The organism is Pseudomonas sp. HN2 (assembly GCF_020736465.1).
Classification (GTDB): Bacteria; Pseudomonadota; Gammaproteobacteria; order Pseudomonadales; family Pseudomonadaceae; genus Aquipseudomonas; species Aquipseudomonas moraviensis_A.
The window spans coordinates 1,945,299-1,968,887 of the sequence record NZ_CP085885.1 but is presented as its reverse complement, the minus strand read 5'-3'; the positions used below and the strand labels follow the sequence as shown (position 1 = coordinate 1,968,887).

Annotated in this window: 22 protein-coding genes; 9 read left to right on the top strand and 13 right to left on the bottom strand. The window is 56.4% G+C overall.

What is annotated here, in order from left to right:
• The first annotated feature begins 145 nt into the window (after positions 1-145).
• Complete coding sequence (locus LIS66_RS08800; protein ID WP_116659127.1) at positions 146-1,684, top strand: NCS1 family nucleobase:cation symporter-1; 1,539 nt, start codon at positions 146-148, stop codon at positions 1,682-1,684.
• Positions 1,685-1,738: 54 nt separating this feature from the next.
• The gene (locus tag LIS66_RS08795; protein ID WP_227974019.1) at positions 1,739-2,467 is read left to right on the top strand and encodes an aspartate/glutamate racemase family protein; all 729 of its coding nucleotides are present in this window, start codon (positions 1,739-1,741) and stop codon (positions 2,465-2,467) included.
• Positions 2,468-2,573: 106 nt separating this feature from the next.
• Here the strand turns inward: LIS66_RS08795 and LIS66_RS08790 are convergent, their stop codons facing one another.
• Positions 2,574-3,497, bottom strand: coding sequence for a LysR family transcriptional regulator (locus tag LIS66_RS08790; RefSeq protein WP_227974018.1), 924 nt, complete (start codon positions 3,495-3,497; stop codon positions 2,574-2,576).
• A gap of 125 nt (positions 3,498-3,622) precedes the next feature.
• Here LIS66_RS08790 and LIS66_RS08785 point away from each other — a divergent pair, with 125 nt between their 5' ends.
• Positions 3,623-4,369, top strand: a complete 747-nt coding sequence (locus LIS66_RS08785; RefSeq protein WP_064362882.1) for a 3-oxoacyl-ACP reductase family protein — start codon at positions 3,623-3,625, stop codon at positions 4,367-4,369.
• 62 nt (positions 4,370-4,431) lie between these two features.
• On the opposite strand, the gene LIS66_RS08780 is transcribed toward LIS66_RS08785, so the two are convergent.
• Entirely contained in the window at positions 4,432-5,127 is a 696-nt protein-coding gene (locus LIS66_RS08780; RefSeq protein WP_227974017.1) for an HAD-IA family hydrolase, read from the bottom strand.
• Between the two features lie 240 nt (positions 5,128-5,367).
• Here LIS66_RS08780 and LIS66_RS27920 point away from each other — a divergent pair, with 240 nt between their 5' ends.
• The 3 genes from LIS66_RS27920 (at position 5,368) to LIS66_RS27910 (ending at position 10,925) form a co-directional block, all read left to right on the top strand.
• On the top strand, positions 5,368-10,161 hold the full coding sequence (locus LIS66_RS27920; RefSeq protein WP_227974016.1) for an RHS repeat-associated core domain-containing protein: 4,794 nt from the start codon (positions 5,368-5,370) through the stop codon (positions 10,159-10,161).
• A gap of 38 nt (positions 10,162-10,199) precedes the next feature.
• Positions 10,200-10,553: an Imm50 family immunity protein gene (locus LIS66_RS27915; protein ID WP_227974497.1), complete on the top strand. Its 354-nt coding sequence runs from the start codon at positions 10,200-10,202 to the stop codon at positions 10,551-10,553.
• A gap of 159 nt (positions 10,554-10,712) precedes the next feature.
• Entirely contained in the window at positions 10,713-10,925 is a 213-nt protein-coding gene (locus tag LIS66_RS27910) for a DUF6896 domain-containing protein (RefSeq protein ID WP_416220745.1), read from the top strand.
• Between the two features lie 223 nt (positions 10,926-11,148).
• Here the strand turns inward: LIS66_RS27910 and LIS66_RS08765 are convergent, their stop codons facing one another.
• From LIS66_RS08765 to LIS66_RS08740, 6 genes are all read right to left on the bottom strand, one after another.
• Positions 11,149-11,316, bottom strand: a complete 168-nt coding sequence (locus LIS66_RS08765; RefSeq protein WP_227974015.1) for a hypothetical protein — start codon at positions 11,314-11,316, stop codon at positions 11,149-11,151.
• Between the two features lie 118 nt (positions 11,317-11,434).
• Entirely contained in the window at positions 11,435-11,854 is a 420-nt protein-coding gene (locus LIS66_RS08760) for a YMGG-like glycine zipper-containing protein (protein WP_042608469.1), read from the bottom strand.
• A 134-nt stretch (positions 11,855-11,988) separates the two neighbouring features.
• Entirely contained in the window at positions 11,989-12,360 is a 372-nt protein-coding gene (locus LIS66_RS08755) for a bacteriocin (RefSeq protein ID WP_123418714.1), read from the bottom strand.
• Between the two features lie 312 nt (positions 12,361-12,672).
• Positions 12,673-12,861 carry a hypothetical protein gene (locus LIS66_RS08750; RefSeq protein WP_080902490.1) on the bottom strand — a complete coding sequence of 63 codons (189 nt, stop codon included), beginning with the start codon at positions 12,859-12,861 and terminating at the stop codon, positions 12,673-12,675.
• 165 nt (positions 12,862-13,026) lie between these two features.
• The gene (gene cysC / locus LIS66_RS08745) at positions 13,027-13,638 is read right to left on the bottom strand and encodes an adenylyl-sulfate kinase (protein ID WP_227974014.1); all 612 of its coding nucleotides are present in this window, start codon (positions 13,636-13,638) and stop codon (positions 13,027-13,029) included.
• Positions 13,639-13,741: 103 nt separating this feature from the next.
• Complete coding sequence (locus LIS66_RS08740; protein WP_155400898.1) at positions 13,742-15,205, bottom strand: hypothetical protein; 1,464 nt, start codon at positions 15,203-15,205, stop codon at positions 13,742-13,744.
• 61 nt (positions 15,206-15,266) lie between these two features.
• Here LIS66_RS08740 and LIS66_RS08735 point away from each other — a divergent pair, with 61 nt between their 5' ends.
• The 3 genes from LIS66_RS08735 to LIS66_RS08725 all read left to right on the top strand — a co-directional run bounded on the left by LIS66_RS08735 (position 15,267) and on the right by LIS66_RS08725 (position 19,784).
• Positions 15,267-15,506, top strand: a complete 240-nt coding sequence (locus tag LIS66_RS08735; RefSeq protein WP_227974013.1) for a hypothetical protein — start codon at positions 15,267-15,269, stop codon at positions 15,504-15,506.
• A 942-nt stretch (positions 15,507-16,448) separates the two neighbouring features.
• Positions 16,449-17,996, top strand: coding sequence for a RelA/SpoT domain-containing protein (locus LIS66_RS08730; RefSeq protein WP_227974012.1), 1,548 nt, complete (start codon positions 16,449-16,451; stop codon positions 17,994-17,996).
• Positions 17,997-18,056: 60 nt separating this feature from the next.
• Positions 18,057-19,784, top strand: coding sequence for a hypothetical protein (locus LIS66_RS08725; RefSeq protein WP_227974011.1), 1,728 nt, complete (start codon positions 18,057-18,059; stop codon positions 19,782-19,784).
• Here the strand turns inward: LIS66_RS08725 and LIS66_RS08720 are convergent.
• Genes LIS66_RS08720 through LIS66_RS08700 form a run of 5 tightly spaced genes read right to left on the bottom strand, consistent with a single transcriptional unit; the run spans position 19,764 to position 23,587 of the window.
• Positions 19,764-20,735 (bottom strand): hypothetical protein, encoded by a 972-nt coding sequence (locus LIS66_RS08720; protein ID WP_227974010.1) that lies wholly within the window; start codon positions 20,733-20,735, stop codon positions 19,764-19,766. The genes LIS66_RS08725 and LIS66_RS08720 overlap by 21 nt on opposite strands.
• Positions 20,708-21,412 carry a hypothetical protein gene (locus LIS66_RS08715; protein WP_227974009.1) on the bottom strand — a complete coding sequence of 235 codons (705 nt, stop codon included), beginning with the start codon at positions 21,410-21,412 and terminating at the stop codon, positions 20,708-20,710. The genes LIS66_RS08720 and LIS66_RS08715 overlap by 28 nt, the downstream gene beginning before the upstream one ends.
• Complete coding sequence (locus LIS66_RS08710; protein WP_227974008.1) at positions 21,409-21,963, bottom strand: DNA-binding protein; 555 nt, start codon at positions 21,961-21,963, stop codon at positions 21,409-21,411. The genes LIS66_RS08715 and LIS66_RS08710 overlap by 4 nt, the downstream gene beginning before the upstream one ends.
• Positions 21,960-22,883 carry a hypothetical protein gene (locus tag LIS66_RS08705; protein ID WP_227974007.1) on the bottom strand — a complete coding sequence of 308 codons (924 nt, stop codon included), beginning with the start codon at positions 22,881-22,883 and terminating at the stop codon, positions 21,960-21,962. Before LIS66_RS08705 ends, LIS66_RS08710 begins: the two co-directional genes overlap by 4 nt.
• On the bottom strand, positions 22,880-23,587 hold the full coding sequence (locus LIS66_RS08700) for a hypothetical protein (protein WP_227974006.1): 708 nt from the start codon (positions 23,585-23,587) through the stop codon (positions 22,880-22,882). Before LIS66_RS08700 ends, LIS66_RS08705 begins: the two co-directional genes overlap by 4 nt.
• Positions 23,588-23,589: the final 2 nt, after the last annotated feature.

Sequence of the window (23,589 nt, the reverse complement as noted above, 5' to 3'; positions counted from 1 at the left end):
CGATCCGCAAGCCTGAAGCGCCCTATCCCGTACAGGCTGCAGATGCCCCGTAATTAGTGATGGTTTCACCGCCGCGCCGAAGATTTGTCGAGCCTGAGTGCTCATGCACAGTCATCGCGGCGGTGAACGTCAGGAGCCTGCCGGAATGCGTACAAGTCTTTCGAATAACATCGCGCTGAATCTGCCCTCCTCCACGCTCGACCGACCGTTGCCCCACGACGGACTGAGCGAGCCTCTGCAACTGAGCCCGCGTCTGCACAACAGCGATCTGGCGCCGACCAAAGCCGAGGGCCGGCGCTGGGGCCAGTACAGCATCTTCGCCCTGTGGACGAATGACGTGCACAACATTGCCAACTACTCGTTCGCCATCGGCCTGTACGCCTTGGGCCTGGGCGGCTGGCAAATCCTGCTGTCGCTGGGGATCGGCGCGGCGTTGGTGTACTTCTTCATGAACCTGTCCGGCTACATGGGGCAGAAAACCGGGGTGCCGTTTCCGGTGATCAGCCGGATCAGTTTCGGCATCCATGGTGCGCAAATTCCTGCATTGATCAGGGCGGTTATCGCCATCGCCTGGTTCGGCATTCAGACGTACCTCGCCTCAGTGGTCTTCCGCGTCCTGCTGACCGCCGTGCATCCGGGCTTCGCCGAATACGATCACAACTCGATTCTCGGCCTGTCGAGCCTGGGCTGGGCGTGCTTCGTGGCGATCTGGCTGGTGCAACTGGCGATCCTCGCCTACGGCATGGAGATGGTGCGCCGTTACGAGGCGTTTGCCGGGCCGGTGATTCTGCTGACGGTCGCCGCGCTCGCCGCATGGATGTACTTCCAGGCCAATGCAACCATCGCCTGGTCGATCCGCGAGCCGCTGACCGGTGCCGAGATGTGGCGCAACATTTTTGCCGGCGGCGCGTTGTGGCTGGCGATCTACGGCACGCTGATCCTCAACTTCTGTGACTTCGCCCGTTCTTCGCCGTGCCGCAAGACCATCAAAGTGGGAAATTTCTGGGGCTTGCCGGTGAACATTCTGGTCTTCGCGGCGATTACCGTGCTGCTCTGTGGCGCGCAGTTCCAGATCAACGGGCGAATCATCGAAAGCCCGACCGAGATCATCGCCTCGATCCCCAACACCTTCTTTCTGGTGCTCGGCTGTCTGGCCTTTCTGATCGTCACCGTCGCGGTGAACATCATGGCCAACTTCGTCGCCCCGGCGTTCGTCCTCAGCAACCTCGCGCCGAAATACCTGACGTTCCGCCGCGCCGGGCTGATCAGCGCGACCATCGCCGTGCTGATCCTGCCGTGGAATCTCTACAACAGCCCGCTGGTGATCGTTTACTTCCTCTCGGGCCTCGGCGCCCTGCTCGGCCCGCTGTACGGGGTGATCATGGTCGACTACTGGCTGATCCGCAAAGGCCGGATCAATGTGCCGCAGCTCTACAGCGAAGACCCCGATGGCGCTTATTACTACAGCCGCGGCATCAATTTCCGCGCGGTGGCGGCGTTTATTCCTGCAGCGCTGATCGCCATCGTCCTGGCGCTGGTGCCCGGTTTCCACAGCGTTTCGCCGTTCTCCTGGCTGATCGGTGCCGCAATCGCCGGCATGCTTTACCTGATCATCGCCAAACGCCAGACGCATTACGCCGACGTCAGCGGCGAATGCATCGCTGTGGATAACGTCAGCCACTGATCCCTTCGCGGCCCGGTTTTCGGGCCGCACCACTGCCCGCAATAAGGATTTTCCATGCGTATTCTCGTGGTCAACGTCAACACCACCGAATCCATCACCGACGCCATCGCCCGCTCGGCGCAGGCCGTCGCCTCCCCCGGTACCGAAATCGTCGGCCTCACGCCGTACTTCGGCGCCGAATCGATCGAAGGCAATTTCGAAAGCTACCTGGCCGCCATCGCCGTGATGGACCGGGTGATGGCCTACGATCAACCGTTCGATGCCGTGATCCAGGCCGGCTACGGCGAGCATGGCCGCGAAGGCTTGCAGGAATTGCTCAACGTCCCGGTGGTGGACATCACCGATGCGGCGGCCAGTACAGCGATGTTTCTCGGCCATGCCTATTCAGTGGTGACCACGCTGGATCGCACCGTGCCGTTGATCGAGGACAGGCTGAAATTGTCCGGCCTGTGGGATCGCTGCGCCTCGGTGCGCGCCAGTGGTCTGGCGGTTCTCGAGCTGGAACATGAACCGCAGTGCGCACTGGAAGCGATCGTGCAGCAGGCGGAATTGGCGGTTACACAGGATAAGGCCGAGGTGATTTGCCTGGGCTGCGGCGGCATGGCCGGACTGGACGAGCAGATTCGCCGACGCACCGGCGTGCCGGTGGTGGATGGGGTTACGGCGGCGGTGACGATCGCCGAATCGCTGGTGCGCTTGAAGTTGTCCACGTCGAAGGTGCGCACTTATGCGACGCCACGGCCGAAAAACATTATTGGCTGGGCGCAGCGGTTTGCTCGATAGACCGCGTTATCGTTCATCGCGAGCAGGCTCACTCCTACAGAGGAACGCATTCCAATTGTAGGAGTGAGCCTGCTCGCGATAGCCGCAACTCGGTTTGACGCCTGGCTCAGACAGCACTAAACCGCCGCGCCAGTCCCTGCTCAACAAACTGCTCAATCACAAAATCAACAAACGCCCGGGTCTTGCCCGGCAACAATTTGTGCTCGGCGTAATAGATCGAAATGTTGCCGTCATCGACAAACCAGTCCGGCAGCACCCGCTGCAATGTCCCTGCCTGAAGATACAGGGCCGCAAACGGCATGCTGACCAGCGCAATGCCCAAACCTTGCATCGCCGTCGCGCACGCCGCCTCGGAATCGCTCATGGTCATCCGCGCCCGCAACGTCAGCGGGCTGTGTTGCTGATCGCGGTGGGTGAGTTGCCAGGAGCGCACACGCCCGGTCTGCGGTGAGCGAATCAGGATGCCGTCGTGCAGGTTGAGGTCATCGGGATGGCCGATCCGCGCATGGTTCTGCAGATAACCTTGCGACGCCACCAGCACCCGATGCGCCGGCGTCAGTCTGCGCGCAACCACGCCTTGTGGCAGTTCGAAGCCGCCGCCAATCGCCGCGTCGAAGCCCTGCCCGATCAGGTCAACCTGACGGTTATCGAAATGCCAGTCCGGGTTGATCGCCGGATAACGCCGCAAGAATTCGCCGAGCAGCGGCACGATATACAGACGACCGAACACCGTGCCCATGCTCACTTTCAGCGTCCCGGCCGGCTGCCCTCCAGCGCTGGCCAGATTGGCCACGGCATTCTGGATGGTGGTCAGGCTGGCGCTGACCTCACTCAAAAACAGCTGCCCCGCTTCGGTCAACGTCAGGCTGCGTGTACTACGCTGGAACAGCCGCACGCCAAGCCGCGCTTCCAGTTTCGCCACACTTTTGCCTACCGCCGCCGGGGTGAGGCTCAAGCGCCGCGCGGCTTCGGCAAAGCTGCCGACCTCGGCGCTGCGCACAAAGCATTCGATACTGCTGAACGTTTCCATGATCACCACTATAAACTTCTGGTTTACACAGACTATAGCAATCATGGTCTACCCGGTTGTCGATGCCACGCCGATACTCGGCACCAACACCAAGGCATTCCGCCTTGAACACTTGGAGATCGAACATGACCACTCAACACCTCAGCGGCAAAGTCGCTCTGATTCAAGGCGGTTCGCGCGGCATCGGCGCGGCCATCGTCAAACGTCTGGCCGCTGAAGGCGCCGCCGTCGCTTTCACTTATGTCAGCTCCGCCGCAAAAGCCGAAGAACTGCAGAACAGCATCACTGGCAACGGCGGCAAGGCCTTGGCGATCAAGGCCGACAGCGCCGATGCCGGCGCGATCCGCCAGGCAGTCAGCGCCACGGTCGAAGCGTTTGGGCGTCTGGACATTCTCGTCAACAACGCCGGCGTGCTGGCCATCGCGCCGCTGGAAGATTTCAAACTGGAAGACTTCGATCAGACCCTGGCCATCAACGTGCGCAGCGTGTTCATCGCTTCGCAGGAAGCGGCGAAGCACATGGGCGAAGGCTCGCGGATCATCAACATCGGCAGCACCAACGCCGACCGCATGCCCTTCGGCGGTGGCGGCGTCTACGCGATGAGCAAATCGGCACTGGTCGGCCTGACCAAAGGTCTGGCCCGCGACCTCGGTCCACGGGGCATCACCATCAATAACGTGCAACCTGGCCCAGTCGACACCGACATGAACCCGGCCCACGGCGACTTCGCCGAGAGCCTGATCCCGCTGATGGCCGTGGGTCGTTACGGCACTGCCGATGAAATCGCCAGCTTCGTCGCCTACCTCGCCGGGCCGGAAGCCGGCTACATCACCGGTGCCAGCCTGACCATCGACGGCGGTTTCGGCGCCTGACAGACCCGCAAGAAAAAACGCCGCCCTTCTTTATAGGAAGGGCGGCGTTTTTATCTGGGCGATCAGGCCAGTTCCAGCGTCGGCAGGCCAAAAGCGCTTGATCTGAAGTCTTTCAGCGAGCGAAGAATGCCGTCAGCGTGAGCATATTTCTCATCGGCCATCGCGGCGTCGGGGATGGCGATTGCGGTCATGCCTGCCGCTTTCGCCGCAGTGACGCCAAACGGTGAATCCTCGAACACCAGACAATCCCTGGGGGCAACGCCCAGTCGCCGGGCGGCGGTGAGGAAGATGTCCGGCGCCGGTTTGGCCGCGCCGACTTCCGGATCGTCCGCCGTGACGATGAAATCGAACAGCGCGAACCAGTCGCGGTGCAAAGTGGTTTTCTGCCCGAACGACTGCCGTGACGAACTGGTGCCGACCGCGATCGGGATGTTATGCGCCTTGAGATGACGCACCAGCGCTTCGGCCCCCGGCATCGCCTGCGCCTTGGGGAAACGCTCGCGCATCAGCGGCTCGCGGATCTGCAGGAATTCTTCCGGGGTAATCGGTAGCTCCAGCGCCTGCACAACGTAATTGGCCAGGTCATTGGCACCGCGACCAATGATGTTCTGCTTGATGCTCCAGTCAAAGGTTTTCCCGTAGCGCCCGACAATCATCGAGGTGACCTCGGTGTAAATGCCCTCGGTGTCGAGCAGCAAACCGTCCATATCGAATATCACGGCCTTGATCGGGCCGAACGTCTTCAGCGGTGCATTCATCATCGGATCCGTTAACAAAGACATCCCGGGCGACAGGCAACGTGCCGCAACGCGGATCTGATTAATGGGTTCAGCAGCATAGCGAGGCCGATGGACATTGAGCAACGGGCAATCCCGTCGACGCGCTCTTCGCATTTAGCGAAACCTCCTACAGACACTGCCTACTTCCCCGACTTCTTTCATTTTTGATCCCCCGCAAAGTCCGCGCTCCCGTTTCTTCCTATGCGCGAGCGACTGCGAATGTTTCAACCCGATCGGCTCCTGGCCCTGAACAACAGCATCGGACTGCTGGTGGTGGCCGCCCTGAATCCCCAGCAGCCAGATTTCGAAGCGCTGATCGATGAGTTCCGCCTGTGCCGGAACACCTACGAGACCTGGGCCGAGCAGTTCTGGAGCGGGACGGCGCTGGACATCGAGCAGGTGTTCAAGGTTGGCAATGACGTGCAACTGAGGGCGCCGATTACCTCGCGCGCACCCATCAGTTCATCGGTGGTCATGTGTCCGGCCAACGGGCCGTTGACCTTGGTACACATGTTTGAAGCGGCGCGCTTTGTGCCGATCGGCGACACCCCGGTAACCCTCGAACCGCTGCTCAGCGAAGTCGACGGCGTGCAGACCTTCGGCGAACCACTGCGCCATACGATCGGCCCGAGCGGGATTCTCGAGGTGACCGATTGCACGCGCGGCCAGCGCTACCGCATCACCTTCTTCCCCGATGTTTCCACCGCCCATGTCCGCGCGCTGTATGCCTCTTATGAAGGTGTCATCGCCGGTCTGGAAAACTGGCTGCGCGGCGAATGGACAGGCTTCCAGCCGCCATGGATGGAGTTTTCCAGCGCCGGTTTTCTTGATCGTTACGGGCAATTGCAACGGGCCGACTGGCGCGGTCTGGAAAAAGCCCTGAACGGGGTCTGGGATGACATCCAACAGCTGTTTGCCCTCCTCGCCGATCTGCAGGCGCACAGCGAAAAACTCCTGGAATACCTGAGCGAAGTCGAGCTTGAGGCGCTGCTGGCGGCTTCCAGCGAGGCGATTGCCAACGCCTTGTTGATGCTCAGCGACGAGCCGTTGCTGTTCATTCATCTGGCCGCGTTCACCAGTTGGCTGAAGATGCTGCCGCCGCAATACCTCGCCGAAGTGGTTGCCGAAGTCCGCACAGAGTTGCTGATCAGTTTCCTGTTGATGCGCGTGGCGGGCGGTGCCGGCGTATCGCTGAGTCTGAGCAGCAAGGTATTGGCCAGGATCAAGTCGCCACGGGCGCGGGAATGGCTCGCAGCTTCTGCTTTACGCCTGGCTGAACTGACCTCGACGCCGGAACTCAAGCAGCACGCGAGCACGCTGAAGCCGCTGATGTTTCATGCCCGGGACGTTCAGCTGAAGCCGACCCCGTCGATTCCGCTGAACATTCGCCAAGCCGACGCGGTGATGTTGAGCGTGCCGAACCCGGCGCCACTCGCGCGGGAAAAATCCCGAAACATGGCGCGTCTTGAGCGCCACGAGCCTCACGACGACGCCCCCGACCAGGCGAAAAACCCCAACGGTGATGCCGCCGACTGTGTTCCCAACACCTGCACCAACGGCTGTCCGGTGTCGATGGTCACCGGCGAAGAACTGCTGACCCTGACCGACGCGGTGCTCGATGGCGTACTGCCCTTCGAGTTCACCCGCTTGTACCGCAGCAGCGCCGTCGAGATCGACATCGGCCTGGGTTTCGGCTGGAGCCATACCCTGGCCCATCGGCTGGCCTTCGACGGCGATGGCGTGATCTGGATCGACCACGAGAACCGCCGCACCCGCTTTCCCCTGCCCAATGTCGCACGGCCAACAATTCATAACAGCCTGTCGCGGGCGGCGATCTTTCTCGGTGATGAACCGGAAGAACTGCTCCTCGCCATGGCCGGCGACAGCGCACGGTTCTATCACTTTCGCGCCGGCCGGCTGACCGCGATCAGCGACGTCTACGGCAATCGTCTGACGCTGCAACGCGATCGCTCCGACCGCATTCAGCGTCTGGACAACGGCGCCGGGCGCTCATTGCTGTTGCGTTATGACCGGGCGCAACTGGTGGCGGTCGATTATCAGGTGTTCGTGCAGGGTGAGTGGAGCACCGAGCAGAACCTCGCCACCTACCGCTTCGATGCCCGGCAACGGCTGCTGACCGCGACCAACGCGGTGGGCGACAGCGAGCGCTACGACTACGACGACCACCACGTCATCCTCCAGCGCCAGCTGACCGGTGGGGCGAGCTTTTTCTGGGAGTGGCAACGCGAGGGCAAGGCGGCGCGCTGCGTGCGCCACTGGGCCTCGTTCTCGCAGATGAACACCCGCTACGTCTGGAACGATGACGACGCCAGCGTGACCGTGCATTACGTCGACGGCACCGAAGAAGTCTACGTCCACGACGAGCGCGCACGGCTGGTGCGTCAGGTCGCGGCCGATGGCGGCGAGCAGCTCAAGGCCTATGACGAGCAGGGCCGCTTGATCGCCGAGCAGGATGCTCTGGGCGCGGTCACCGAATACCGCTACGACGAGGTCGGACGGCTGATCGCGCTGATTCCGCCGGACGAGGCGCCAACGTCCTACGAGTACCGCAACGGTTTTCTCTACAAGCGTTGCCGAGGCGACGCGGTGTGGATCTATCGGCGCAACGCCGAAGGTGCGGTCACCGAAGCGGTCGATCCTGACGGTCAGGTCACCCATTACTACTACAACCTGCGCGGCCAGTTGTTGTCGCTGCGCTACCCCGACAGCAGCCGCCATCGCTGGGTGTGGAACGAGCTCGGCCAGCTCATCGAAGAAACCCTGCCGGACGGCGGCGTGCGGCGTTTTTCCTACGATGCGCTGGGCCGGCGGATTACCACCCAGGACGAATTTGGTGTCGTCAGCCGTCAGCAGTGGGACGCGGCCGGCCGACTGATCCTGACGACTTCTCCGACGGGCAGCACGCGGGCCTACAGCTACGGCGCCTACGGCCAGATCACCGCCGAACGCGACGAACTCGGGCGCATCACCCGCTACGAATATGACGACGACCTGCACCTGGTCTCGCGGCGCATCAACCCCGACGGCACCCGCGTGCAATACCGCTATGACCATGCGCGGTTGCTGCTGACCGAGATCGAAAACGAGTCGGGGGAAAAATACCGCCTGGATTACACGCCGACCGGATTGATCCGACAGGAGACCGGTTTTGATGGGCGGCGTACCGCGTACGTTTACGACCTCAATGGCCACCTGCTGGAGAAGACCGAGTTCGGCGAGCAGGGTTTATCGCTGATCACCCACTACCAGCGCGACAAGGCCGGACGTTTGCTCGTCAAAACCCTGCCCGACGGGATCAAGGTGCGTTATGACTACGACCGCCTCGGCCGCTTGGTTGCCGTCGATGACGGGCAAAACCATCCGCTGGCCTTCGAGTTCGACCGTCAGGACCGCTTGATCACCGAGCACCAGGGCTGGGGCACCTTGCGTTACGCCTATGACGCCTGCGGTCAGCTCAAACGCCTGCGCCTGCCGGACAACAGCAAGCTCGATTATCACTACGCCAAGGGCGGTGCGCTGTCGGCCATTGACCTCAACGGCACGCCGCTCACGCGCCATGTCTACCAGTCCGGTCGCGAGCAGCAACGTCAGCAAGGCCTGCTGCTCAGCGAATATGCCTACGACGATCAGGGCCGCTTACTTGCCCACGCCGTAGGCCATCGCGGCGCCTCGCTGTACCGCCGCGATTATGCCTACAGCGCCAACGGCAATCTCGAGCACATTGCCGACAGCCGCCACGGCCAGCGCACCTACGGCTACGACGCCCTTGACCGATTGATTCGGGTTCGCCATTCGCGCGACGAACTGCCCGAATCCTTCGCCCACGACCCGGCCGGCAACCTGCTGATGCAGGACCGCCCCGGCCTCGCGCAGATCAAAGGCAATCGCCTGCTGATGCAGGGCGATCGCCACTACGACTACGACGCCTTCGGCAACCTGATCCGCGAACGCCGAGGCCACGGCCAGACCCTCGTCACCGAATACCGCTACGACTGCCAGCACCGCCTCATCGGCCTGACCCGTCCCGACGGCCAGACCGCCACTTACCAATACGACGCCTTCGGCCGGCGCATCCGCAAAACCATCGATGGCGCAGTCACCGAGTTCTTCTGGCAAGGCGAGCACCTCGTCGCCGAAAGCAGCGCGACGCAATACCGCAGCTTCCTCTACGAACCCGGCACCTTTCGCCCACTGGCGCTGCTCGACGGCAAAGGCCCGAAAAAAGCCTGCCCGTTCTACTACCAACTCGACCACCTCGGCACCCCGCAGGAACTCACCGACTACAGCGGCGAAATCGTCTGGTCCGCGCAATACGACGCCTACGGCAAAGTCGCCGCCGTCACCCTCGCCGGCGAAGACTACCTCGACCAGCCGCTGCGTTTTCAGGGGCAGTACTTCGATGTTGAAAGCGGCCTGCACTACAACCGCCATCGGTATTACGACCCGAGGTTGGGGCGGTACCTGACGCCGGATCCGGTGAAGCTCGCGGGCGGGTTGAACCAGTACCAGTACGTGCCGAATCCGACGGGGTGGGTGGATCCGTTGGGGTTGACGTCCAATTGCCCTTCAAAAGGCCGAAAAACAATCGGCTGTCCAAAACCTAATGAAGTCGAGCCCCCGCTGGTTTCTCGGCGAGGCGCGTTTAGGCAGGCAAAACTTGATTCGGGAATACCAAAAGTGCAGCAGCCCGACATTCAAATCGATGAGGTCAGCGGCAAGCAGAAGCAATTTACTTATGCCAACATGACGGATAGGAAAGGCAATAACATCCTGGACAGTAGTGGAATGCCAATCATAACTAGAGAATATAAATACACCAGAGAGGATGGATTTATATTGATCCTCCAAGATCATTCCGCGGGCCATAAATACGGGGACATAAATAACCGGGGAGATCAAGGCCCTCACATAAATGTGCGACCTGCAGATGACAGGCGGAACGGCAAGGTAAAAAACACAAGCGATCATTACCCATTCAGGAGATCACCGTGAAAAACTGGAACGAAATAGAGGGCAGCAAACTTTTTAATATGGTATTCAGCAGACATATACCTATCTCAGAGATTAAGTTATTCGCTCTGAACATAGACAATAACCTTTCAACGCTGACCTTGGCATTTGACATCAGGGAAATCCCAGATACCCCTCCGAGGAAATGGAATCTCATAGGATACAATGCTTGCCGGATCGGAATAACGTGCAGTGAAGTCAAAGGTTTGACAACATCCAACATCCCGACGCAAGAAACATTAAACCTATCCATCCAACTCATTGGGGATAGGTACTCTGTTTACGCCACATCCAAGTCGTCAGAGTTAAAATTCACTACATCATCATTAAGGTTGAGAGAGCCAAGTGTGTACTTGACAGAATCACCTTTCTAGAGCTTTCAATAATCAAAAGCTTTTTTGCAGGTGACATTTTGTCTCTTGAGGACTTGATCAAAGGCTTCCTCAGCAAAGTCGAAGAAGGAACAATGCTGCTACAACAGTGCTATCCATTTTCCCACAGAGTTAGTAGATTTCGATTACGGTCCAAACAACATGATCGACGGCTTTGACGTGTGGCGTCTTTATATGTACGCCGCCGACAGGCCTGAAGAGTACAAAAAATACACTGACATAAATTTTCTTGAGAGCGAGTTCAAGTGTTATATAGGCTCAGGCAGAATCAAAAAAATGTCGCCATCCGATGACCTCTATGTATTAATCGACCCGCCGGAAAATCTCTTAAGACGAGACTTAAGCACCTGCTGACTCAGGCCTTTATGCCGCAGATCAACTCTTAAAAACCTCACTGATCTTCTCGAACCTCTGAAAGAATTTGCGGATCAAGATATCCACTTCGATTTTCCGCACCTCAATGATCACTTTGTAAAAATCAGAGCACGAAGAAGCGACGTCCCGTTCTGGGGAACTGATTTTCTGTAGGGCCTGCTGAGTCAGGCCCTTAAACCATCATTCAAACACTCAACCCCTCTCACTGCTCATCCCCATCCTCCTCATACTCCATATCCGCCTCATCCGAATCATTCAACGGTACCCTCGCATCATCCGTCACCGATCCAGGATCTTCACTGCCTGGATCATTGATAAACGGCAGCCCATTCGGGCCCTTCTCTTCTTTGCCTTCAGTTTCAGGAGTCATGGCGAACCTCTTGATCGCATGGAATGTATGACGTTCGAGACGCCCTATCGCCAATCGTTCCTCTTCCTGACGGCCAGACACGAAAAACCCGGCACCAGGCCGGGTTTTCGTTGATCAATCAACGATGTTTATTTTTGTGTTTGTTCTTGTGCTTGTGACCCCCGGAATGATGTCCATCGTCATCGCCACCCAGATTGTTACCCACCGCCCCGCCCGCTGCGCCGCCCAGGCCCGCGCCGATAGCGGAACCGGTGGAGCCGCCGAGGCTATTGCCGACGACCGAACCGCCTGCTGCGCCAAGACCGCCACCAATTGCGGCTTCGGTGCGGTTGCGTTTGTTCGCGCCGACGGCACTGCCGGCCGCGCCGCCGACACCCGCGCCGACCGCGGCGCCCGTGCTGCCGCCGAGTTGTCCACCAACCACATTACCCAGCGCACCGCCGAGACCACCGCCTACGGCAGCGGTGCCATCTCCGGCCGCCATGGCGCCCTGCGCCACGACCAAGCCGAAAAACAGTGCAGATAATGACAATCGCATATGAACCTCGCAGTTCCCGAATCGGGACAGTCCGCCCAAGCGGGGCGTATGCAGATTGGAGATGATTTCGGACGAAACGTTCAGCCATGAAAAAGCCCGATATCGAGTCGGGCCTCTTCTGACAGCGTTCGGGATTAGTGGCGCTTATGGCCTTTGCCCAGATTGCTGCCGACGGCACCGCCGGCTGCACCGCCTAGGCCCGCGCCGATAGTGGCGCCGTTGCGGCCGCCCAGGCTGTTGCCGATCACCGAACCACCGGCCGCGCCGACGCCGCCGCCGATCGCCGCTTTGGTGCGACTGCCCTTGCGTGCGGCGACTGCGCTGCCCGCTGCGCCCGCGACGCCAGCACCAATGACGGCGCCGGTGCTGCCGCCCATTTTCTGACCGACCACGTTGCCCAGCGCGCCACCCAGGCCGCCGCCCAGCGCAGCGGTGCCATCACCGGCAGCCATCGCACCTTGAGCAACCAGAAGGCCAAGAACCAGAGCAGGCAGTGTTAAACGCATGACGAAAACCTCAAATAAACGGGATGACGAGAAGGAGCGGGATTTAATGCGCTCGGCGCAGGAAAGTCCAGACGCGGGCAACAGCGTCGATTGGACCGCGATCAAGGAAAAGGTTTTATGCCGGCCAAAAAAAAGCCCGCTGGGGAGACGGGCTGGAGACTTGCTTTCTAACGGATGGCTTCACCCTACGTTGACCAACGTGAAAAGTTTGTGAAAAAAAACCGACATTAATGTCAACGCCCCGCAGGCATTTCCAGCAGGCAATCCTGCGCACATAAAAAACCCCGTTCAGTGACGGGGTACGGGATGAAATCACTTTCTCGCCCTTGCCGAGACCTTGGGCAGGAATTTCGCTTTTGGCCCTTTAGGGGCTGTGGACTTGATTCTCCCGATGCTCACCGGATCTTCGCCAAAACCCGACTGATACTCCGTCTGACCGCAGCGCACACAGTTGTTGAATGAAAACTCAGCGCCATCGTCTTCGATATACGGACCTGTCATAGCCTCTCCCCTGCGGAACCGGGCCGATACCGGCAAAACTGTTTTGCCTGAAAAAATATCGACCTCCGAGGATTTTGAGACTAGCCGGTCATTCCGGGACTAGCCGTACACAAAGCATGATCTCCGACGAGCGGAAGATCCCATCCCAGTGACACAATTGGAGCCCTATCGCTCAAGACCGTTGGCTTTGGAGACGATTTCCTCTACGCAGGCCGAGACTGAAATTTTGCTTGCATCGAGAACCAATGCGGGAGATTCAGGCACCTCGTAGGGTGCGCTGATCCCCGTAAACTCCGGGATCAGACCAGCGCGGGCCTTGCGATAAAGCCCCTTCGGATCCAGCCGCTCACATACATCGAGTGGCGTATTCAGATAGACCTCGAGAAAACGCTCGTCGCCAATGATGGATCGGGCTTTTTCACGGCTCACTCTGGTCGGAGAGATACATGCCACCATCACGGTGATACCCGCGTCATTCATCAAACGCGCTACTTCAGCGATACGGCGAATATTTTCGGAGCGATCCTCAGCACTGAAACCCAAGTCGCTGCAAAGTCCGTGGCGAACGTTATCGCCATCCAGCACGAAGGCAGGCTTGCCACTTTCAATCAGCATTTTTTCAATAGCGAACGCCAGCGTCGATTTGCCTGAACCACTCAATCCGGTAAACCAAATGGTAAAAGGCTTCTGCGCCACGACACGCTCTCGATCACTGGGAGCAACTTGAGTGGGGTGCAAAACGACATTCTCAGGCACGCTGTTTTTTTCGCTTGTCATACGCATCCTCATCTCGCGTAGAGTCTGAGTTCAAACACGTTAGTCTTCAGCGGCAACTCGCCGCTCAAAAGCCATGGATCGGGCCAGACATCATGATCGACCGTTATTCGATAAACCGGCTGACAGTCGAACCGATCCAGCGAATACCCAATGACCCCTCGAGAAAAGGCAGCCTGGCTGCGTCTACCGTTAGACGCCATTCGTCATTCAGATAAAATTCCAGCCCTGCTTCACTCGCTACCACGCGAATGTCCCCGCTATGAGGAAGTCCCGTGATCTGCACGTCGGGCTCGGGATTCCAGTGCGCGCCATCATTTGTCCAAAGTACCAGTCCGGCCTCGACATCATTGATAGGCTGTATCAGCAGTGCGTTCATATCCGTGTCACCGCCACTGCCCTGATAAGTCACCACCGCAACGTGGGAATCGGTAGATGGCGTGTCCAACGAATAACTGAACGCCAGGCTACGTTGTGCTTGCGAAACGTCTTCAATCTTCTTGATCAGACACAGGTTACCGAGGATGGCCTCTTTGCCGCCGTCTTCAAGTGTCTTCGGCACGCCATAGACGAGTTCGACGCCCGCCCATTCCTGCTGAATGTTTTTCGAACGCTGGCAAGCAGCCAGACGCTCTTCAGACTTACGGTTGAACAGACTTCGCTCGAACAACTCCGATACAAACGGAAAAGTATGACCGTGGTGTGCATAGTCTTTTACGTTCAACAGGCGGACTTCGTTGACGGCGCCGTAAGGACCAAGGCAAATGTAGTCCAGTGCTTTATAGGTGCCCCGTTCCAGAACCCATAAACCGCTCATGGAACTGCGGCGCAAATCACGTCCGGTCATCTGGCTTTCTCCCACCAACATGATATCGGACGAGACCGCCAGGCCTCGCGTATAGATTGGACTCCCTGACTCCCAGAGAACTTCATTGCTTTCCAGATCGATCAGCGCACCGATATTGCTGTGGCAGGCAATTTTCTGCCCCTCGTCCGATACCCACACATTGTGCAGGCCCGTACGTCGCTCAATGGGCTTGACACTGACCAGCTCCAACGCCGGATAAGTCAGTACTGCCATTAACGAACCGTTATGGTGGCCGTGAGCGATGACATAAAGATGACCATCTTTTTCGAATACGGAATTCAGATGATCGCCGGTGATTTCTTCCAGTGAAAGACGATCCCAGCGAACGTTGCTCAGCCGCTTTTCCTGAAAATGCCCGGGCTTTTCCAGGTCGACCACAGTGATCGCGTTACGTCCGGTGTTGGTACACACCACGCGACCGTCAGATGCGCAGAGCAACTGGTGTGGTTCCGAGAGGAAGGTTTCGGAATGGAAACTACCGTGCGAAAGAAATCCCACTTCAGAGGTAGCGTAGGTCTGGATATCCTTCAGCTTTACGTTATCCAGCCCAGAATGGCTGAGCACAAAATCCTTGCCGCCCGGAAACCATGAAACGCCGTAATATTCAGTGCGTTCGTTCTCGAGCGGGATAACTTTTCTGGAATGCACCTCGACGAGGAGCAAATATCCTGTGGTCGCAACGACTGCAAATAGCGGTTCCACTACTCTCTACCTCAGAAATATAAATCTCGACCCTTTTTGATGCAGCGAGTGACGCAGAGCCATGAGTGCGGCCATTCTAACTGGTCAGTACAATAGTTCAACGCCAACAAAACCGGATTCCGGCCCCCGCGCGGAGCCGATCGACGCGCAGCAGATGATGCCCGAGCAATTTTCGAACACGCAGAAAACAAAAAACCCGACTTCTTTCGAAGTCGGGTTTTTTGCTATTCAATTTGGCGGTGAAGGAGAGATTCGAAACTACCCGTTTTCGATTTTTCGAACCTACCCCCCCGGTTTATAAGGGCTGCAGCCCGGTCGCCTGTCCAGAATCTGTCCCAGATCTGTCCCATGGCTGTCCCAGAGAGAAAACACGTCAGGGCGCAGAAACGGTTCGCAGCGGGCGTTTTTGCGATTTATGTTGAGCCATGGGAAAAAGGTAATATTGGTAATGTGGGCACTGGGAACCGCTGGAAGCCTTTAAAGCAGCGGCTTTGGCAGGTTTCAGTAAAGGTAATAATCAGGTAAGGAATAGGTTAGAAAATTACCTTTCAACTTGGTAATCCTCCATCAGCGTCAAACCCAGTAAAATCGGGCACTTCAGAAAATCTTACCTTCAGCCTTACCTAAAATTACCTTCTGAGGTAATGACGGAAAGCCAAGCGCCATAAGGGCTGCAGGCCGCTTCTATACGTCGCTTACCAAAATTACCTTTTTCCCAGCCCTCATCTGAAAATAGGCATGTTGAGTACGTGAAAAAACAACGCTGACCGCTCAGCTAATTTTTTAATGCCGGATCAGGACCGCTTACCTGGTCGATTCGAGTGCAGTTGTTTGAAAGCCTTCCCACCATCAGGGAAGGGCCGCAGCGCTCGGCTCCCGGGTATTGCAGCTGGATTGCTCGGGCTCAGGAGAACCGTCCATACGCCCCGAACCGGAACAAGCAAAAAATCGAAAACTCGCTCAAATCTAGATTTGCTTTATCTGGCCCAGCCGTAACCGGGCGCTACAGCGGCTGCCAGCCCAAGGCCATCCATGGACCCGCTATGCAAGCTGGCTGCATCTTTCTTCCAAGATTTGCAAACCGTGAAATGTGAAAGCATGCCTCCCCGCCCGCGGCTGGCTTGGGCTGGAGGATCGTTTGCACTATTTTCGACTTGCACAAAAAGTGTACGTAAGGCCCGTTGGCGGGAGGGGGATAAGTGCTTTTTCGAAGGTTTTTTCTCCAGCAGGAGAAGATTCAGCAATGCTCATAATGGAAGTCGACCCCGATAAAGTTTCAAAACTGCTCTATAGTCCATTCAATCTGAAAGTGGAGCGAGCAATGTCTTTCAAAATGAACCTAGAAGAATTTCTTATTGAGGCCGGTTACACGGAAAATGAATGGGCGCAGTCGGCGCTCGACTGGGATGAACTCCTTGCTATCGCAACGAGTCACGAGGCGGCACGCAAATCATTAGTATTGCATGGGAGCGCCATCGCAAATCGAATCCAGGAATTTGAGGGAGTGCATTCGGTAAGGTGGCGGGTGAAAGACACATTTGGCCTTTTGAAAAAAATACTTCGAAAAAATCTTGATCCAAAATCAAAACCTGAGTGGAGAACTATTAGCGTTTCAAACTACCGGTCAGTGGTATCGGATTTAGTTGGCGTACGAGCCTTACATCTTTTAAAGAATGATTGTATTAGAATCGACCAGCAGATACGCGAAATCTGGAATGTATATGACGTAACTATATTCAAACGACTTGGTGACACACAGCTTACCGAGATAATAGAACTCGGCGCGAAAGAGCAGCTTCACGACGACGGGTACCGTTCCATACATTACTCGCATGATTATAAAGCGGAGAAAGATCCGATATTAATTGAACTTCAAGTCAGAACTTTATTTCAAGAAGGCTGGAGTGAAATCGATCACAAGGTAAAATACCCCGATTTTTCTGATAATGAAACGCTAAAATACTTTCTTGGCGTATTCAATGGCCTAGCTGGTACTGCAGATGATATGGGCTCGTTTGTTATTCAACTTAACAGCCTTATTGAAACTACTACTTCTGCCATGACGGAAAGTGCCGAAGCTTTAGCGGCCAAAGATTCAGACATAGAAAAACTACAGTCAGAAATTGACAAACTTAGAACGGAGGGACAAGCACCGGCTTCAACCATTGATTCCCTTCAAAGTAGTGTAGACAACATTAAAGAAAAGAATAAGTCGCACACAAAAAACGCCTTACTATCTCGTGCAATGTTTGACATTTACGTACCGAGATCGTTGTCGGACCCTTCTGACGCACTCAAAATGATTAGGACAAGTTTTGGACCTTCTTCAGAACTTAAAGCAACACTTGAAAACATTAAATCATCAAGCATGCTAGTCGCCGACACACTAAACAGGATCAATCTCCCAACAGCAGAATTTGTTCGAAGCTTACAAGCTGCCAACAAACCAAGCATCGAAGCAATAAAAGCACTAGACACAATCATCAGTCCAGCCACGGAGATTGCAAAAGCTTTAAAGGTAGCGACCCAGCCAATTGAAGAACTCTCTAAAGCAATGGAGAAATTAAACGAGCCTAATGCAGAGTTAGTTAAAGCCATCAGCAATCTGGACAAACCCAACACCGAACTAATAAAAGCATTCGAGGCCATAAATCGCCCGAGCGAACAGATGTCGGCCGCACTAAAAGCCCTTGAAGATCAAAGCAAAAAAATAACCGACTCTTTAAGCGAAATTAAACCTAATAAAAAACCTAAAAAACCCGACGACTTAGAGGACGACAATAAAGATTAAAATAACGAGGACCACATAAAATTCTTAACGACATGAACCATTTATGCCCAAGGACTTCATATGTTACAAGCAAGCACCGGCAAGCTTTTCACCAATCATATTAGCCATTCGAACTTGTTGCGTGGCGTTCTTTACACCAACATGACAATTCATGTCGAAAGCGAAATCGAAACGGTATTTGGAAGAATATACCCAACTTCCATGCAAAGACAGCCGAACGTAATATCGTGCGAAATAAAGGAAAATATTGAATATTTCGGTCCCGGGCCTGGGATATTATATTCGAATACCATTGACATTTACCTTGGCGATTTCGCAGACATTCTTGCATTTTCTCTCAACACCGTATGCACTCCTGATGTAGAACTCGCAAACAGACTATTAAACGAGAATCCTCGACCAGGTTCGACGCCGCCAAAAAAGCTTATAAAAAGGCTATTTGAAAAAGACATCCATATAACAAGCGCGGAAATTGATGAACTAAAAAAACTCACAACAGAACTACATGGACTTCAAAGAAAATATTATCTAAAAGCGATAAAAGCGATTAGAACGTACATTACCGCCACTCATCGTCTTAGCGAAAACCTAGATCTTGCCTATACTCTACTTGTAATGTCAATTGAAGCACTAGTCCAAGATTCCGGAGCTTATACCTCCCAATGGAGCGATGTAGAAGAAGGAAAAAGAACGAAGCTTGAGGCAATTTTAGGAGCGCTCGACAAAGAAACCTCAGAAAACTTGAAGCGCGTCATTGTCGAAAGCGAACACCTGTCGCTCACAAAAAAATTCAATCACTTCATTTTGAGTCATATTCCCGCAGCGTACTTCACCCATTACGCTGACAAAGAAGAAAACCCGATTGGGAAGGCTGACTTAGAAAGCGCATTATCTAATTTGTACGGAACAAGATCGAAGTACGTCCACGAGCTTAAAGCCCTCCCTCGAGAATTTAGCCATTTCTCTGGAACTGGGGAAATTACTCTCATCGATGAAAAGCCCATCCTGACTATACAAGGCTTAACTCGATTGGCAAGAGCTGTAATAAAGGAATTCATTCGCAAACAAAAAAAAGTTGAGCACGAACCCTGCGACTACAACATTGACAACCCCAACATAGCCAGAATGAAACTTTGTCCTTCTACCTGGATCACCAGAGCAGATGGGATAGGCAAAGATACGTGCAGCATGTATTTTTCTGGATTTGTGACACTTTTAGATGATTTTTTTTACAAATATCCCGCAGGTACGCTTTATGACGTCAAGAATGTCATAGAAAAAGGGTTTGCTATCAAAGAAAATCTCTCTCAAGCTCAGCGCACTTCGATTGTGACATTGGCAGCATTGTTTAACGCTCTCATCGCCGAACGATTCAGACCTATAATAGAGCTGACCAAAATCGATCACAAACTTTCTGAATCACCATCAATCCAAGTATTGATCATGGCTATGGTTTTTGGGGTAGATACTGGATGGCCTGTTACAATTCAAGAAAGAGAATTTAAGAAATATTATAAAACCCGATTCAAAAAAACTGGATTTAGACTTCCACACAGATTGGAAGCAGGCCTAGGCTTAGCTCTCGCTGAAAAATATAGAATAACAGGCGATCATGCGATGGCAATCGCACAACTCAATTCTACCGCTGAAAATTTTCCAAAAATAAATGCCATAAGGGAGTATCTAAAGTTCCACACTGCCGAAAAACCTATTTCTTGGATGAGTTTGATCTATCCAAACCTTGTAAAAAAAGAACCTTTAGCTCATTTAGAATGTGATGGCCTTTAATTCCCCCCCTAGAGTCGTCGCGTGGGCGGCTTTATCAACGAAGTACGTTGCGTTTGAGGGCAGTGGGCTTGGCCCGTGGGTATGTACTGATAACTGCAAATTCATATTCTCAAGTAGTTCCAAGGCTTCGCATACTATGCTGAATAAATTGACATCCTCCGATCCGATCCAGTTTTTTGGTGCCTCTAGCCTCTGACCAATTCCAGACAAGCTTTGACGTAATCCTTCAATCCGTTCCTCCATGTCGCCACCGACCGTGGTGTTATGCTTTTGACCCACCACCAGGTTCAGGTCACGCCCGGTTGCCTGGTGCAAATCGTTCACTGCCGCCAAGTTCGCGGATCCGCCCGACATCAGCTTGAGCGCGCCCAGCGCCTCGATGGTCTTCACTCCTCCTACCGACTCGGTCGAGTGGTCATCAATCGTCTGCGTGTGGCTCTGGAACTGCTCGCGGTTGTCCAGGGCTTCGACTTCGCGCTCGATTGCCTGATCTCGGATCTTGCCATCAGTCTGGCGCAGCCAATTGCCGTCGGCGTCGACACGTTGTTGGGCGGCCTCGCTGTGCTGCCACACCTGATCTCCCTTCGGCACCTTGGGCATACTCAGGCCGTGCGGCAAAATCGATTGGATGTAGGGCTTGTTCGGCAGACCGTAGGCGAAGCACACCACCACCCGCGTGCCTTCCTCCGGAAAGGCATAAATGCCCATTTCCTCGCCACCGGTGGGCAGCGGTAACGGAACACCAGAGAGCGGCGGCATGGCTGGGTCTGGTTCATCGTCAGGGCCAAGCACCTCGATGTCGACGGCGTAGCGCGGACGGAAGTCGTCGCACAGTCCGGCGTCCGCCGGCGCGTCGGCCACGGCGGTAACCCGGGCAAAACGCGGCAGGTGGTAACCACCGGTGAGTTCGGGGAATTGGCGCTCTACAGCGCGCCGGATTGCGTCGTCCATCGGATGGCCATCTGGTCATTGGCGAGCGCCACCGTGGTGATACGCGCGCCGTTGTTGATCGTTGCACCTGGTCGCACGCCGGGAAGGGCCGCGACCATTGCGCTCTGGTTACCTTGGTAGCCGTCGAACAGCTCCGTGGGGATTTGCAGCGGCGCACGGGCGCCGAAAAAACTGTCAGCCCAACTGCCAGTGAACACTTCACCGTTGCCCAGCTGGTGCCAGGTGAAGTCGGGAATGCTGAATACCCGGGCCAGACTGTCCATCGCCTGGTAACCGGCGGCGAGGCTGTAGAAGTACGGCGCCTTCACGCTGGCGTATGGTTGATCCGGAACGCGGAAGCGCAGCCCGGTTTGTTCGCTGACCTCGGCCAACACAGCGCGCAGATCCACATGACGCAGGTTCAACGGCAACGGGTTGGCCAGCACGGCGGCCAGCTCACGACAGAACAGCACCTGTTCGACCGCGTTAGCGGCCGTGCAGCGCTCGACGTAGCCGATAAAGTGCCGTTGCAGCGTGCCCTCGTTGTAGCCGATATCCAGCGTCACCAGCCCTTTCAGCGGCACAGAGGATTGAACTGTGAAGTTCGCCCGGCCGGGGCTGGTAGCGTCCAGCCTGACGTCCTCCTTGATGAGAACGATCGGGGCGCCGTTGATGGAAAGTATCTTGTGCAGTTTCACGTCTGCTCACTCCCGCCCAGCCACTTATCCACCCGTCCCAGCACTTTTTCAAAGCCGCTCAGCGCGGGGTTATCGCTGGTTCTATCACCGTTGCCGGCGCCGCCTTCGCCGACCGCACTGCCCGGGGCGCCTTGGGCGTCTACCTTGTTGCTGGCGCGCCGGCCTTCGACTTTCTCCGGGTTCGATTCGCGTTCGCTCAGTGTGAATTGCACAAGCCAGGCTTTCAGTGTGTCGGCTTCCCGCGCACTGACGCCGTCGGAGAACTCCACCTGACGCACGCCGAAGGTTTCGGCCGTGTCGTTCACAATCCGATACAGATGCAACTGACCGCCGCCGGCGGTGGCTTCAGCCATGCGCAACAGATCCGTCAGCTGGGTTTTATCCACAAAGGGAATCATCAGCGAGACCGCCAGCGTCTTGGGCTTGAAGCCCTTGTGCGCCTTGTCGGTGTTGCTGGTCTGGCCGGACATGTCGCCGCTTTCGATTCGCAGGTTGGCCGTGACCTTGAGGTTCTTGCCCTGGACTTTTTGTCCGTCGAGTAGCAGCGTCATAGGCCCACCAGTTCCCGCACAAAGCTCAATCCTTCTTTGCTGCCGACCAACAGAACTCCGGCGCACTGAATCCATTCGTGGCCCGGGGCATCGCCGGCCAACAGTTCGCGGCGTAATTCGCCGGCAGTGCCTGGGCCGATCATCCGCGCGCGCATGCTGACGTCAGGATTGCCCCCGGCCAGCAGGTCTTTCAGGTCAGCCAATTGCTTATCTCGCCCCTGCTGCTGGGCGCTCTTGCGAGCTGCCAGCGCTGCCAGATCGGCCAACGGCGAGCTGTCAGCGGCGTAGCCTTCCAGCACGGCTATCTGCCCCGCCATGGACTGTTTGGCAGCTTTGACCACCGTGCAACGCTCCAGCGGCAAACCCTGCCAACGCGGTAGAGTTCCGGCGCCGGGGATTTCCCACTTTTCGCTCTCCAGTTTCACCAGGTGTTGCGCCCTGCGCTCGGTGCGCACCAGATCAGGAATCGGCAGCAGTGCATTGAATCGCGCCAAGCTGCTGGCCAGCTGTTCCAGCCGCGTGCCCAGGAACAGGATCGACAGTGCGTGTTGCGGCCCGGTCGGGCGCCCGCTGTCGCTGGCGTCTTCCAGTTTCTTGGCGAGATGTTCCAAGGCGTTAGGCGCAGACAGAAAGCGCTGATAACCCGCACCCTGGCCAACACCGCTTTGGAACGGTGTCACCACTAGGCAAGCCGGCACCTGGCCCAACTGCTCGGCCAGCGCTGCGCGTCCGGCCGCAATCGCGCCTTTTGCTGCATCACCGACCGGCCCCGGGTTGGTATTGGCCAGTCCACTCAGGCCAGCCAGGCGCTGGGCGGTGCTTGCCAGTTCGCCGCCTGCCAGATCCTTGGCCGCTGACAGTCCGCCCAACCACTGCGTGGCCTGCTCCGGCCAGCGCATCGTCACCGGTGCCCAGGTCATGCCGGCGGCGTCCAGGTGATGGCTTTCATTGCCTTCAGATCTTTGGTTTTTTGGGCCTTCGCCACAGCTTGGCGTAATGTTTCCGCGTGCTGCTGCGCCGCTTGCCGGAAGCGCACCAGGTCGAGGCTGACTTTTTGCAGTTGTTCGATAGTGTGCGGTCGGAAGGCCAACATCTGATCGACGTCATAGCATGGGTAGACGTCGTCCAGACCCATCAGCACCTGGCCGTTTAAATTCACTTGGTCGTCGATCGCGCTGCTGTACCGATATGGTTCGCCCAGGGCGCTGGAAGTGAAACCGCCCGCAACGTAGTCCGCGCAGCCAGTGGTAATCGTCTGCAGCTTCTGGTCACGAAGAGCCGCCAGCACGGCGTCGATGTCATCTACCCACTTGCCATTCTTCCAGATCTGGTTCGGCCCGGGCTTCTCCATGGTAAAGCCCGCAGGCACTGCTTCGAAGCCCTCCAATGTTCGTGGCTCGCCGGTGTCCGTGCTGTACACCACGACGCCACCGAAGTAGTCCACCAACTGCCAGGCCTTGCCGTTCCACCATGCGGCTTTGTGTTCCGGTACCGCAGGCGGCTCTGCTTCGACGCAGCCGCCAGGAATCAGGTAAACACCCGCCTCCAGAGGCGATTCGTCAGCCAATACCGTACCGACGAAAATGCCGCGGTGATCGGTTTGATACACGAGTTTTTCAGTCATGC